Here is a 13,802-nt window from a genome sequence, read left to right on the forward strand (position 1 = left end):
GCGAGCGTTCGACCTACGCCCGCTCCCAGGCGGCCCTCACGGGCGCCACGACCAGCCGAGGAAAACTGCTCCACCATGTCCCGAAGCTCAGACGGCCCGTCCACCAACCGGCTGTGGCCGCGCTCCACCAGCATCTTCCTCCTCCTCGTCGGCGTCGTGCTCAGTGTGATCTCGTTCGTCGTGGTCATCAACATGCCCGCGCTCGGCTGGCACTCCGCGCGCGACCATGAGCTGCGCGCGACCTACGACGCGTTCCGCGAGACCGGCACCCTGCTCATCAAGGCCGTCAACTCGGGCTCGAACTACACCCAGGTCGCTTCGCCGGGTCCGTGGGTCTCCGCCGCGTGGGATGACGACCCGGGCGCGTACATCGTCGCCAGCCTGATGAGCCTGGTGACGCACTCCCCGTCTCCGTACCCGGGCCTGGGGATCGCCGAGGCGCTCCTGGTGGCGCTGCCGCTCCTCTGGCTCCCGACCGCGGTCGCCCGTATCTTCAAGCGCGCGCGAGCCGGTTACGCGGTGGTGCTGCTTCCCCCGCTCATGTGGCTGCTCAACAACGGGACCATCCTCGCCGGTACGGAGTACGGGCTCTCCGACTCGGTCAGCACCACACGGGTGTACGCGCTGTACGGGATCGCCGCGTCCATCGCCTTCCTCTCACTCTCGCTGCTCGTGTTCTTCTGCACCTTCCGGCTGCGGACCAGCCTGCTGATCGCGGTGAGCGTCGGCTTCGTCGTGCTCGCCGCCATCGGCAACCTGTCGCGGTCCCTGTCCGGTATGGGCATCGCCGCCGCCGTCGGGGTGCTCTGGTGGCTGCACACACGCAAGAAATGGCGCTGGGTCGCCGGCATCGTCGCCGCGCTGACGGCGATCGCGCTCACGATCGGGCTGCAGAGCGCGACCATGACAGGACTCAATGCCGCGCGCGCGGCGGCCACCGGCCAGTCGATGGACAATCTGCCCAACGCCCACGGCACCTGGCACCCGCTCTACCTCGGGCTCTCCTACCCGCAGCCGATCACCGGCCAGCCCTCGCCGCTCGGCATCGTCTGGTCGGACGAGTTCGGTTGGAACAAGGCGCGAGCCATCGACCCGGATGTCGTGATCGCGAGCGAGAAGTACGACCTGATCCTCAAGGGCCTCTACCTCGACGAGGTCAAGGCGCACCCGCTGACCGTCGCGAAACTGTACCTGCAGAAGTTCCTCTACGTCGTCAAGCATTTCGGCGCGATGCTGGTGTTCATCCTGGTCGGCCTGGTGCTCGCGTTGATGAGGAGGGCTCCGCAACGGCGGCCGCTCGGGGCTGCCATCACCGTGACGATCCCGACCATCCTGATCGGACTGATCCCTCCGGTACTGGTGATGCCCCTGCTGTATTACTACTCGGAGCTCACGGCCGCGCTGAGCGTGCTCGTCGCCATCGCACTCGGCGGACTCGTGTGGTCGCTCACCTCCATGCCCTCGCACGTTCGCGCGTCGGAGCGCAACCGGCTCAGCTCGCGTGTCCTCCCCGCCGAGCCGCGCCCCGAGTCCACTGTGCGCCTCAGCGTCATCGTTCCCTCCCGCAACGGCTCGCGGGTGGTGGGCGCGACACTCGCCACGCTCGGCGAGACGCTCACCGCCGCGGACGAGATCGTCGTCGTCGAGAACGGCTCCACCGACGGCACCTGGGAGCTGCTGCAGCACGAGCAGTCCGCCTGGTCGGCCGCGCCGGCGCTGGTGCTGCGGCAGTCACCGCCCGGGCTGGGGGAGGCCCTCCGCACGGGTCTCCTGGCGAGCCGCGGTCGCCGCGTGCTCCTCACGGCCGACGACCTGCCTTTCGGGATGTCGGACTACGAGCAGTTCACCCGGCTCCCGGACGACGTGATGGTCGCGATCGGGTCCAAGGCGCATCCCGACTCGCAGGTGCGCCGGTCGTGGCGGCGGTCGATCCAGTCGAAGGTCTTCCGGTTCCTCCGCGAGGCGCTGCTGCAGTCCCGGGTCGGCGACAGCCAGGGCACGATCTGGGCGGACGGGGAATGGTGCCGATCGCTCGCGGTCGTCTCACGCGAGTCCGGCCTGATGTGGACGACCGAACTCGTCCTCGCCGCTGAACAGCAGGGTCTGCACGTCGTAGAGGTGCCGGTCGCGCTGGCCGACGGCCACGAAACGGGCTCGAGCCGCTTCCGCTTCGGCGACGCCTGGCGCTCCGTGGTCGGCTTCACCCGGCTCGCCGTCTACAAGGACGACTATTCGGACGAGAACTGGGTCGTGCCGCTTGCGCCACATACGCTCACGGCGGCGGATCGTTCAATCCCCTAGCTATTCCGCGCCGCGGGAGTACCGTGACGCGTCATGAACACAACTGGATGGATCATCCTGATCGTCGTCGTGGTGATCGTGATCGTGGTGATCGCCATCATCGCCGCCACCGTCGGCCGCAACCGCAAGCGCGAGGCGGACCGCCGCCGCGCCGAGGAGATGCGCCAGAGCGCCGCGCAGGCGCAACTCGACGCGCAGGAGCGGGAGGCGAAGGCCGCCCGCGCCGCCGCAGACGCCAAGCAGGCCGAGGTGGACGCGGAGCGCCTGCGTCGCGAAGCCCAGGAGCGCGAGTCGTCCGCTGCCGAGGCGCGCGCCCAGTCGGATGATGCGCTGCGGAAGGCCGACCACGTCGACCCCGACGTGCGCACCGACCGCCACGGCAACCGCGTCGATGACGGCGCGCGTGCCGCCGACGACCGCGCCGCGGCAGGCGCAGCACCCGCCGGAACCGCACCGGGTGCTCCCGGAACCGCACCGGCTGCTCCCGGAACCGCACCGGCCGGGACCGCACCGGCTGCTCCCGGCGCCGCACCGGCTCCCGCCGCTCCCACCGCCCCCGTCGACGACTCCACCGCTCGCGGCCCGCGCCACGAAGCGCCTCGCTTCGACGACGGCAGCGGCACGACCGGCCGCTGACGCCGTAGCATCGGTCCGTCGGACGACGGACGGAGGACGCGATGCCCGCCTTCGTCGTCGTGCCGTACGACACCGCCGACCCGTCCACCGTCGCGGCGCTCTCGCCCGGCGACCGCGCCCGCCTCGCCGCATTGAGCGGCGACGCGGGCGCGGAACGGCGCTTCCTCGCCGGCCGGTCGGCCCTGCTGCTGGCCGCCGCCCGGCTCGGTGAGCGCGACATCCTGATCGACGCCACCTGCCCGGACTGCGGCCTTGCGCACGGTCGCCCGTCCGCATCCCGCACCGCAGAGCCGCTGTATCTCTCGCTGGCGCACGCCGCCGGCACGGCCTTCGCCGTGGCCTCCCGCGCCCCGGTCGGCATCGACGCGGAGCCCGCGTCCACACCGCCGGAGCGTCTCGCCGCCATCGACCTGCTCGCGCCCGGCCGCTCGCATCCGCTCCGTCGCTGGACGGCCGCCGAGGCGGTGCTGAAGGCCGACGGCCGGGGACTCCGCGTCCCGCCCGGTGAGGTGCGGCTCGCGCTGCGGCGCGCCCGGCTGGACGACCGCCGCTATCGCGTGCGCACCGCACATGCCGCCGGATGCGTCGTCACCGTCGCGGAGCTCCTGCCCGCCTCAGCTCGCCCCGCAGCCGCACGCATGCCCGGCCGACCCGCCACCCCCTATGCGGACAGCGACGGCAGCCGCGTCTGACGCAGCCACCCGTCGAAGAACGCCCCCAGCGGCGCCCCGGAGACCCGCTCGGCCAGCGTCTCGAAGTCGGCGCTCGTCACGGTCCCGAACCGGTGCACCCGCGTCCACTCGCGCAGCAGGCCGAAGAAGCGCTCGTCGCCGATGCGGTTACGCAGCGCGTGCAGCAGGCACGCTCCACGCTTGTAGACGCGGTCGTCGAACATCGCATCCGGGCCCGGGTCGCCGAGCAGCAGATCCTGGGGCGCGACCCGCAGCCGGGCACGGTGGGCGCGGGCCTGCGTCGCCGCCGAGGGCCCGCCGGACGCCTCCGACCACAGCCACTCCGCATAACAGGCGAACCCCTCGTTGAGCCAGATGTCGCGCCAGGTCGCCAGGCCCACGCTGTTGCCGAACCATTGGTGGGCGAGCTCGTGCGCGATCAGCCGCTCGGAGCCTCCGCGCCCGTCGGCGTGGCTCGATCCGAACGTGGCCATCGCCTGCGATTCGAGCGGGATCTCCAGCGGGTCCTCCGTGACGACGACCGTGTACGACGGGAAGGGATACGGGCCGAAGAGCTCCTGGAAGCTCTCGAGCATCCTGCCCACCGGCGCGAAGTCGTGCAGCACCCGCCTGGCGAGCGCGGGAGGGTAGGCGACCGCCCAGTCGACGCCGGCCGTGCGCCGACGTTCGAGGGTGTAGCGGCCGATCTGCACGGCCGCGAGGTAGGTCGCGGTGGGCTCCTCCCGTTCGAACACCCAGGTGCCGCGTCCGCCGCCGACGCTGTGGCTGATCGGCTCGCCGGTCGCCACGACGGTGTACGCCTGCTCGGTGGTGACGCGGATGCGGTACGCGGCCTTGTCGAACGGCCGGTCGTTGCACGGGAACCAGGTCGGCGCGCCGGACGGCTGCGCTGCGACGATCGCGCCGTCCGTGAGCTCCTCCCAGCCGAGGGAGCCCCAGCGCGTGCGCCGCGGAGCGGGGGAGCCGTCGTAGGAGACCTCGACCGTGAACTCGGTGCCGGCCGGGATGAGCGACGCCGGGACGACGCGCAGGTGGGTGGCGTTCTGCGAGAACCGGACGCGCTTCTGGCCGTCCAGCCGCACGCGTTTCGCCTTCAGATGGACCAGGTCGAGCACGACGGCGCGCAGTTCGGTGACCGCCCGGCCCCGGATGACCGCGGTAGCGTCCAGCCGGTTGGTGGCGACCCGGTAGTTCAGGTCGAGGTCGTAGCTCAGCACGGCGTACTCGTCGGTTCCCGACCGGGGCAGGTAGCTGTGCGGCGGGACGTCCGTCATCCGCCGGCCCGTGCCCGGTACTCGCGCACGACGACCTCGCGCCACGGACCGATCGGGTTGCCGCTCCAGCGGCTGCCGGCCGGGACCGTCTCGCCGCGCATCACGAGCGACGCCGGTCCGACGGTCGCCTCCGGGCCGATGTCGGCGGCGGGCAGGATGACGCTGTGCGGGCCGAGCGTGCCGCCGCGCTCGATGGTGACCTGGTCCATGCTCATGATTCGATCATGGAACAGGTGCGTCTGCACCACGCAGCCCCGATTGACGGTGGATGCGTCCCCGAGCGTGACCAGGTCCGCCTCCGGCAACCAGTAGCTGTCGATCCAGGCGCCGGTGCCGATGCGGGCGCCGAGGCTGCGCAACCACCAGACCAGCGCAGGCGTTCCCGTCGCGGCCCAGGCGAACCAGGGCGCCGCCACCATCTCGGTGAACGTATCGGAGACCTCGCTGCGCCAGATGAACGACGACCACAGCGGATGCTCGCCCGGCCGCAGCCGGCCGAGCAGAGCCCACTTCGCGGCGGTGCTCACGGCCGCCGCGACAGCGCCCGCGACCAGGAGCACGGGCCCGCTCAGCACCACCGCCCAGACGGTTCCCCACGCGCTGTCGATCGCGCCGAGCCCGATCACCACGCCCAGCCCGATCGCGCACGTGACGAAGACGGGGAGGATGCGCAGCAGCTCCCACGCGGTACGGGCGACGCGGAGGGCGGTCGGCGGCTCGAACGTGCGGCTGAGGTCCGCATCCCGGGCCTGACGGCGAAGCCTCACCGGGGGCGATCCGAGCCACGACGACCCGGCCTTTGCCTTGCGCGGGGCGAACGAGAGGACGGCCACCAGGCCGTCGCGCGGCACGCGGTTGCCGCCCCCGGCCATCCCCGAGTTGCCGAGGAACGCGCGCGCGCCGATGTCGACCGCCGCGATGCGCACATACCCGCCGCCGAGCTCGTACGACGCCACCAGCGTGTCGTCGGCGAGGAACGCGCCGTCGCGGATGCGGGTCATCCGGGGAAGGAGGAGCACCGTGGACGCCTCGACGTCCGTGCCGACGCGTGCTCCGAGCATCCGGAGCCACACCGGCGTGAACAGGCTGGAGTAGAGCGGGAAGAGCACGGTGCGGGCGAGGTCGAGCAGCCGCTCGGTGGACCACGCCTGCCAGCCGGTCCGGCTGCGCACCGGGTAGACGCCCTCGCGCATCCCGATGCCGAGCAGGCGCACGAACAGCACGACGCTGACGGCGAGCGCCAGCCCGGCCGCGAGGGTGCCCGGGACGAGACCGGCGGCCGCGTGGGCGACGACCTCGACCCACGAGGCGGCGCCGCGGACGAACGCGGCCACGACCGCCGCGCCCGCGGCGAGAGAGAGGACGGGAACCAGCGAGACGACCAGCGACGCGAGCGCGTAGGCGCCCACCCAGCGCGTGCGCCGCGGCGGGCGCTCGGCCGGCCACCAGTCGTGTGCACGGCCCACCCGCACGGCTGGCGAGCCCGACCAGTTCTGGCCGGCCGGCACGCGGCCGAAGACCGCCGAACCGGGTGCCACCGTGGCGTTCCGGCCGATCTTCGTCCCCGGCATCAGCGAGCTGCGCGCACCGACCGCGCTTCCGGCGCCGATCCGGATCTCGCCGATGCGGACGACGTCCCCGTCGATCCAGTACCCGGCGAGGTCGACCTCGGGTTCGATGGAGGCGCCGGCGCCGATGCGCAGCATCCCCGTGACCGGCGGGAGGGTGTGGAGGTCGACGCCGCGGTCGATCGTCGCGCCGAGCGCCCGTGCGTAGTAGAGGATCCACGGCGCCCCTGCGAGGCTGGCGGCCCCGATCTGGTGCGCCACCTGCTCGGCGAGCCAGAGCCGGAGGTGCACGCCGCCGCCGCGCGGATGGTCACCCGCCTTCACCCCGGCGAGCAGCAGCCGGGCCGCCACCACAGCGATCGCCATGCGGCCCCACGGGGTGACGAAGACGATGAGTCCCACGATCAGCCACACCGGGTCGACCACCGGCAGCACGTCGAAGCCGCCGAGCGGGCGGAGCAGGAAAGCCGCCGTCAGCAGGTAGAGCAGCCAGCGGATGCCGCCCAGGATGAACAGCGGCACTCCGAGCACAGTCTGCAGCGCGCGCATCCGGAGCGGGGTGGGCGGCACCACGTGCGTGGAGGCGGCGGAGGCCGACGGCGAGCTGTCGGCCAGCGCCTGCACCATCGCCCCGAACCGCGGCGTCGCGTAGATGTCGGCGACGGTGATGTCGGGATGCCGCCGGCGGATCAGCGACACCAGCTGCGCCGCCGCCAGCGAGCCGCCGCCGAGGTCGAAGAAGTTATCGTCGGGGCCGGACACGGGCAGGCCCAGCACGCTGCGCCAGTCGTCGGCGAGCGCCCGCGCGATCGGGTCGTCGGTGACCGCGCTGTCGCCGACGTCCGCATCCACCAGCGGCCAGGGGAGCGCGGCCTTGTCCACCTTGCCGGAGGTGCGCACGGGCAGCTCGTCCACGACCGCGAGCAGGGGGACGAGGGCGGCAGGCAGGGTCTCGCGCAGGTGCGCCAGTGCGGCGCGGCGGTCGAAAGCGGCGGCATCCGGAACGGCCAGGTAGCCGACGAGCACGTCGTTGCCCGCCGACGATCGCCGGACGGCCGCAGCAGCCCCCGAGACGCCGAGCAACTGCTGAAGCGCCGCCTCCACCTCGCCGAGCTCGATCCGGCGGCCGCCGAGCTTCACCTGGTCGTCCGCGCGGCCCAGGTAGAACAAGCCGGCCGGGTCGAAGCGCACCAGGTCTCCGCTCCGGTACGCACGCTCCCAGCCGAGCGACGGCATCGGGGCGTACTTCTCGGCATCCTTCGCCTGGTCGAGATACCGGGCGAGTCCGACGCCGCCGATGACGAGCTCACCGCTGCCGCCGTCCGCCACCGGGGCGCCGTGCGCATCCACCACCGCCAGGTCCCAGCCGTCGAGCGGCAGGCCGATGCGCACCGGCTCGCCCGCGACGAGCGGGGCGGCGCAGGCCACGACCGTCGCCTCGGTCGGACCGTAGGTGTTCCAGACCTCGCGGCCCGGCACCGCGAGCCGGCTCACCAGCTCCGGCGGGCAGGTCTCGCCGCCGAAGATCAGCAGCCGGACGTTGTCGAGCGCATCCACCGGCCACAGCGCCGCGAGCGTCGGAACGGTGGACACGACGGTGATGCGCCGCGCGGAGAGCCACGGGCCGAGGTCCATGCCTGTGCGCACGAGCGACCGCGGCGCCGGGACGAGGCACGCGCCGTGGCCCCAGGCCAGCCACATCTCCTCGCACGAGGCGTCGAAGGCGACGGAGAGCCCTGCGAGGACGCGGTCCTGCGGGCCGATCGGCTCCTCTTGCAGGAACAGCCGTGCCTCCGCATCCACGAACGCCGCCGCCGAGCGGTGCCGCACGGCGACGCCTTTCGGCGTGCCGGTCGAGCCCGACGTGAAGATGATCCACGCGTCGTGCTCCGGAGTCGGCGGCTCGACGACCGGGAGGGCCGCGGTGCTCGGATGCGGTGCCGCGGTGGCGAACACCGGCTCCGGCCGTGCGACGCTGTGCACCTGCAGCCCGGCATCGTGCAGCCCGACATCGTGCAGCCCGGCGTCGTGCAGCCCGGCGTCTGTCAGCACGGCCCGCACCGCCGCCTCGCCGAAGACCAGCTCCGCACGCTCCTCGGGGTCGTCCACGTCGACCGGCACGTAGGCGGCGCCGACGGCGAGCACGCTCAGGATGGCCAGGTACAGGTCACGGGTGCCCGAGCTCATCCGCACGCCCACGCGGTCGCCACGGCGCACGCCGCTCTCGCGCAGGCGCGCGGCCGCGGCCGACACCCGGGCCAGCAGCTCCCGGTAGCTCAGCGCGCCCGCGGCATCCTCGAGCGCGGAGGCGTCCGGGTACCGCCGCGCGGTGTCGGCGAGGATGTCGATGAGCGTCCGTGCGGGAGGCGCCGCGTCGCCGCGCACCAGCAGCCCGGCCGGGCCAACCGTTGCGGCGGCGGGCTCGATCGCGTCGTCCTCGGACGGAAGGTCGGCTGTCGGTCGCTGGACCGCGTCGGGCACGTCGGGCACATCCGCACGCTACGGGCGGCGGGTTAAGGGCCGGTGAACGCGGGACGTGGTCAGCCCTCGCCGAGCGCGTGCAGCAGCTGCGCCTTGTTCATCCGCGAGTAGCCCTGGATGCCGCGCCCCTTCGCGCGGTCCCGCAGCTCGCGGAAGGTCGGGATGCCCGTGCTCGACGCGGGGCCGGCGACGTGGTCGGCCACCGACGCCGCAGACGTCCGCGCCTCCACGGCCGTCTTCTTGGCGCGGCGGACCGCCTTCTTTGCGTCCTTCGCGGCCTGCGCGAGCCGGTCGGCCAGATCCTCCGCCTCCCGGCGGGTCTTCTTGTCGAGCTTCTTCACGGCCCGTTCGGCATCGCCGACGGCGACGCGCGCCGTCACCAATGCCTTCTCGGCGGCCTTCTCGGCCTTGCTCTTCGCCACGGTGCCTCCTTCGCCAGGTGTCGCCCCTTGTGGGCCCAACCATACGGGCGCGGGAGGCTCTGCGGGCTAGTGGATTTCCGCGTCCTCCTCCAGGCGCGTGAGCAGCGCGTCCAGAATGGGCCGCTGGGCCTTCGTCAGTTTCGGGCGAGCCTCCTCCAGCGGGAACCAGCGCGCGTCGTCGACCTCCGGGAAGGACCGCATCCTCCCGGAGCGCGGCGGCCACTCCAGCTCGAATGTGTTGCTGCGCAGCACCTCCGGCTGGAACTCGCTCTCCGCGGCGAACACCACGATCGTCTTGCCCGAGCCGCGGAACTCGCCGAGCGGCACGTAGTCGGCGTCGGGCGGTGGTGTCCCGATCTCCTCCGTGAACTCCCGCCGGGCCGCCGTCAGCTCGTCGCCGAGGTCGCCGTCCTCCACGATGCCCTTCGGGAACGACCATGCGGCCTCGTCCTTGCGTGCCCAGAACGGGCCGCCCATGTGGGCGATCCACACCTCCACGTCGGCGCGACGGCGGTACAGGAGCAGGGCGGCGCTGCGGACGGTCATGAGCACAGCCTCCCACCGCGCGTCGCCGTGTGACACCTCGTGCGTCCGCCCTTCCCGCCACGACTAACGTGGAGACGTGGACTCGGGTGACGCGTGGGTGGAAGGGCCGGACGGCCAGCGGTTCTGGGGCCGATTCGGCGCGGCCGGCCTGCTCGTGCACGACCTTCGGCGAGGCGTGCTGCTGCAGCACCGCGCCGACTGGAGCCACTTCGGCGGCACCTGGGGCCTCCCCGGCGGCGCACGGCACGCAGGGGAGAGCGCTGTCGACGGTGCGCTCCGCGAGGCGGCCGAGGAGGCGGCGGTGCCGCCGGACGCGCTGCACGTGCTGTTCGAGAGCGTGCTCGACCTCGGCTTCTGGTCGTACACCACGGTCGTCGCCCAGGCGGTGCGCTCGTTCGAGCCGCACATGGCGGATGTGGAGAGCATCGAACTGCGCTGGGTGCCGGTCGACGAGGTGGTCGCGCTGCCGCTGCACCCCGGCTTCGCCGCATCCTGGCCGTCGCTGCGCGCGCGCCTGGCGGCCCTGTCGGACTAGCCGGGCACACACCGGTGTGCAACGAGGGGTCGCAACACGCCGTTATCGCAGCCGCGTAACGGCGTGTTGCGTCCCCTCGTTGCGCGAGCGGCGACGCGAGCGGCTGCGCGAGCGGCGACGGGACGCGCGTGTCAGGATGCGACGCGCGGCCAGAGCAGCGAGCTGGGCACGTCCTCGCAGTCGTCGGGCAGGCCCGTGTACGAGGCGGCGCCAGGGTACGGCGCGCCGCCGGGGTACGCAGGTGCGCCGGGATAGCCGGGCGAGCCGCGGTAGTGGAACGAGCTGCGGGCGAACAGGCGGTCGCCGCGGACCGTGCCGAGGTAGTCGCCCTCGGGGGTGACGGCGTCGTCGTCCCCCCAGGGGAACCAGCCGATCCAGTCACCATCGGGGTTGAACAGGTCGCGGGAGCTCGGGTCGGTCCGGAACGCTATCCAGACCCCCTGGCTGTCATGCAGGTAGACGGTCATCGTCGATCATGCCTTTCGGGTCGGCATCGTCGTTCCGTGAATTATCCTCACACTCCGCGCCGCGCGCAAGAGACGCGCCAATGCGTGTCGGCGGCAAGCCGGAGAATGGGAGGGTGCACATCCTCCTCGAGCGCTCCGGACGCGACGCCGCGCGCGTGACGTGGGTCGGCTCCGCGCGACGGGATGCGGATGCGGCCCCCGAGCGCAGCGGGGTCGTGCCGCTCGCCGAGCTGCCCGACCTGGTCGCCGCCGAGGAGGCCGGCAGCGAGCGGCCGCGCTGGGTGTGGGACGACACGCGCGCCTGGTATCCTGCGCTGCTGGCGGCGGGTGTCCGCGTCGAGCGGTGCGTCGACCTGCGGCTGTGCCACGCCATCCTGCGCACGTCGACCCTGACGGCGGCGACGGCTCTGGCCACCGCCGGCCCGGGCCCGTGGGATGCGGCGCAGGAGCCCGTGGCGGAGGCGGCGCCCCGCCACACGGCGCTCTTCGACCTGGACGACGCGGCGGGCGAGGCGGCGGGCGACGCGGCGGGCGAGGCCGCGGGCGAGGCCGCGGGCGACGGGACGGCGGCAGCGCCGACCGTCGGCGGTCCGGCGAGCCGCGATGCCCGCGCCGAGTTCGCGCTGCAGGAGGACGCCATGGCGCAGAGCGCCGACCCGCGACGCCTGCGCCTGCTGCTCGCCGCCGAATCCGCCGGCGCCCTCATCGGTGTCGAGCTGCAGCACGCCGGCCTGCCGTACAGCGCGGAGCGCCACGACGAGCTGCTCACCGGCCTGCTCGGCCGGCGGCCCGCCTACGGGCGTCCGGCGGTACTCGAGGAACTGGTCCGCGCCATCCGCGACGGGCTCGACAGCCCCGAGCTCAATCCGGACAGCCCGCCCGACCTGCTGAAGGCCCTGCAGCGAGCCGGGGTGATGGCCACCTCGACCCGTTCGTGGGAGCTCCGCCGCATCGAGCATCCCGTGATCGAGCCGCTGCTGCGGTACAAGAAGCTGTCCCGGCTCCTCACCGCGAATGGATGGACGTGGCTCGACGCGTGGGTGCGCGACGGCCGGTTCCGGCCCGACTACGTGCCCGGCGGCGTCGTCACCGGCCGCTGGGCCACGCGCGGCGGTGGCGCCCTGCAGCTGCCGAAGCAGGTGCGTGGGGCGGTCGTCGCGGATCCCGGCTGGAAGCTGGTGGTCGCGGATGCGGCGCAGCTGGAGCCGCGCGTCCTCACCGGACTCGCCGCCGACCAGGCGATGGCTGCCGCCGGGCGAGGGAAAGACCTGTACGAGGGGATCGTCGCCTCCGGGGCGGTGGACGAGCGCGCGCATGCGAAGGTCGCCATGCTCGGGGCGATGTACGGCGCGACGACGGGGGAGAGCGGCCGGCTCATGCCACGCCTGCAGCGTGCGTTCCCCCGGGCCGTCGCGCTGGTGGAGGAGGCGGCGCGCGCGGGGAGCGCGGCGAGAAGGTGACGTCGCGGCTCGGTCGCAGCTCGCCGCTGCCCGGCACCGGCTGGGCGGCCGCCCAGGCCGCGGCGTTCGCGGCGGAGTCGACGGCCGCCGACGAGCGCCGGGCCCGCAGCCGGGCGCGCGACTGGGGCCGGTTCACCCGCAACTTCGTGGTGCAGGCGAGCGCGGCCGAGTGGGCGCTGTGCTGGATGGCCGAGCTGCGCAACCGCCTCACCGCGCTGGCGCCGGGCGCCGCCCTGACCGAGGCGCCGCACCTGGTGTACTTCCTGCACGACGAGGTGATCGTCCACACACCGGCCGACCGGGCGGAGGAGGTCGCGGCGGCCGTCCGGGCCTCGGCGGAGCAGGCGGGACGGCTGCTGTTCGGCGCCTTCCCGGTCGAGTTCCCGGTGACCGCCGCGATCGTCGACAGCTACGCCGAGGCGAAATGATCCCGCGGACGGAATGCCCGAGTGTCGGACTTGGTTCTCACTGGCGACCTGACCGAGGATGGACACCATGACCGACACCGCCACCGCCCGCGACGAGACCGCGAAGCCCACTCCCGACGACGTGCTGGCGCGCTACCGCGCCCGCCGCGAGCAGGCGGTCACCGCCCCGCAGGGCAACCTGGCGCTCGTGAACACGCAGTGGATCACCGGCGACCCGGACACCGAGCAGCCGATCTGGGGCGTCCCGGGCCTGTGGTCGCCGCTGCCGAAGGGGCAGTCCGGACTCAAGGTCACCGCTTCCGCGACCGACAACATCTTCGTGGACGATGTGCTGGTGGACGGGTCCGCCATCGTGCGCGGCAAGGACGACCCCAACCCGGGCAAGATCCGCTTCAGTGACACCGTGAGCGGGTTCGTCATCGCCAGCGAGGACGGCGACTACGCACTGCGGGTGTGGGATGCGAATTCCGAGGCCATCCAGGAGTTCGGTTCGATCGACGCGTTCCCGTTCAACCCGGAGTGGATCATCCAGGCGGCCTTCACCCCGATCGAGGGCGGCAAGACCGTCGGCTTCGAGCACCTGAAGGACGACGGCGCGACCCGCGACATGGTCGTCCCCGGCGAGATCACGTTCACCAAGGACGGCGTCGACTACAACCTCGCCGCCTTCAAGGCCGGCCGCGCGCTGCAGCTCGTGTTCGCGGACACCACGAACGGCGACAGCACCTACTCGGTCGGCCGCTTCCTGTTCGTCGTGCCCAACGACGACGGGACAGTGACCCTCGACTTCAACCTCGCCGTACTGCCGCCGTGCGCGTTCAGCTACAACTTCAACTGCCCGCTGCCGCCGGCGCAGAACCGCTTCGCCGTGCCGATCGAGGCCGGGGAGAAGAACGTCCTCAACAAGCAGGGCGAGCTGCTCCACTGAGCGCGGCGTCCTGAGCGCCTGCGGGCCGCATCGTCCCGGAGCCGGCGCGCGCTGAGCTTGCGTC

At 72.9% G+C, this 13,802-nt stretch carries 10 protein-coding genes and 1 pseudogene; 6 read left to right on the forward strand and 5 right to left on the reverse strand.

Annotated elements, in window-relative coordinates:
* Positions 1 to 75 precede the first annotated feature (75 nt).
* The 3 genes from ACR9Y5_RS09840 to ACR9Y5_RS09850 are packed head-to-tail and all read left to right on the forward strand — an operon-like array spanning position 76 to position 3,629.
* Positions 76 to 2,301, forward strand: a complete 2,226-nt coding sequence (locus ACR9Y5_RS09840) for a glycosyltransferase (protein WP_481297792.1) — start codon at positions 76 to 78, stop codon at positions 2,299 to 2,301.
* 33 nt (positions 2,302 to 2,334) lie between these two features.
* On the forward strand, positions 2,335 to 2,937 hold the full coding sequence (locus tag ACR9Y5_RS09845) for a hypothetical protein (RefSeq protein WP_481297793.1): 603 nt from the start codon (positions 2,335 to 2,337) through the stop codon (positions 2,935 to 2,937).
* Between the two features lie 41 nt (positions 2,938 to 2,978).
* A complete protein-coding gene (locus ACR9Y5_RS09850) occupies positions 2,979 to 3,629 on the forward strand; it encodes a 4'-phosphopantetheinyl transferase family protein (RefSeq protein WP_481297794.1) in 651 nt (216 codons plus the stop codon).
* On the opposite strand, the gene ACR9Y5_RS09855 is transcribed toward ACR9Y5_RS09850, so the two are convergent.
* The 4 genes from ACR9Y5_RS09855 to ACR9Y5_RS09870 all read right to left on the reverse strand — a co-directional run bounded on the left by ACR9Y5_RS09855 (position 3,599) and on the right by ACR9Y5_RS09870 (position 9,920).
* Complete coding sequence (locus tag ACR9Y5_RS09855; protein ID WP_481297795.1) at positions 3,599 to 4,903, reverse strand: M1 family metallopeptidase; 1,305 nt, start codon at positions 4,901 to 4,903, stop codon at positions 3,599 to 3,601. The genes ACR9Y5_RS09850 and ACR9Y5_RS09855 overlap by 31 nt on opposite strands.
* Positions 4,900 to 8,898 carry a Pls/PosA family non-ribosomal peptide synthetase gene (locus tag ACR9Y5_RS09860; RefSeq protein ID WP_481299549.1) on the reverse strand — a complete coding sequence of 1,333 codons (3,999 nt, stop codon included), beginning with the start codon at positions 8,896 to 8,898 and terminating at the stop codon, positions 4,900 to 4,902. Before ACR9Y5_RS09860 ends, ACR9Y5_RS09855 begins: the two co-directional genes overlap by 4 nt.
* A 113-nt stretch (positions 8,899 to 9,011) precedes the next feature.
* A complete protein-coding gene (locus ACR9Y5_RS09865; RefSeq protein WP_481297796.1) occupies positions 9,012 to 9,374 on the reverse strand; it encodes a hypothetical protein in 363 nt (120 codons plus the stop codon).
* A 66-nt stretch (positions 9,375 to 9,440) separates the two neighbouring features.
* Positions 9,441 to 9,920 carry an NUDIX hydrolase gene (locus ACR9Y5_RS09870; protein WP_481297797.1) on the reverse strand — a complete coding sequence of 160 codons (480 nt, stop codon included), beginning with the start codon at positions 9,918 to 9,920 and terminating at the stop codon, positions 9,441 to 9,443.
* A 76-nt stretch (positions 9,921 to 9,996) separates the two neighbouring features.
* Between ACR9Y5_RS09870 and ACR9Y5_RS09875 the strand changes: the two genes are divergently transcribed.
* Positions 9,997 to 10,455, forward strand: coding sequence for an NUDIX domain-containing protein (locus ACR9Y5_RS09875; RefSeq protein ID WP_481297798.1), 459 nt, complete (start codon positions 9,997 to 9,999; stop codon positions 10,453 to 10,455).
* A 131-nt stretch (positions 10,456 to 10,586) separates the two neighbouring features.
* On the opposite strand, the gene ACR9Y5_RS09880 is transcribed toward ACR9Y5_RS09875, so the two are convergent.
* Complete coding sequence (locus ACR9Y5_RS09880) at positions 10,587 to 10,922, reverse strand: hypothetical protein (protein WP_481297799.1); 336 nt, start codon at positions 10,920 to 10,922, stop codon at positions 10,587 to 10,589.
* 80 nt (positions 10,923 to 11,002) lie between these two features.
* On the opposite strand from ACR9Y5_RS09880, the pseudogene ACR9Y5_RS09885 reads away from it, so the two are divergent.
* A pseudogene (locus ACR9Y5_RS09885) lies at positions 11,003 to 12,810 on the forward strand (bifunctional 3'-5' exonuclease/DNA polymerase).
* A gap of 67 nt (positions 12,811 to 12,877) precedes the next feature.
* Positions 12,878 to 13,738, forward strand: a complete 861-nt coding sequence (locus ACR9Y5_RS09890) for a DUF1684 domain-containing protein (protein WP_481297800.1) — start codon at positions 12,878 to 12,880, stop codon at positions 13,736 to 13,738.
* Positions 13,739 to 13,802 lie beyond the last annotated feature (64 nt).

It is taken from the genome of Leifsonia sp. KNZ13-11D (genome assembly GCF_056754895.1).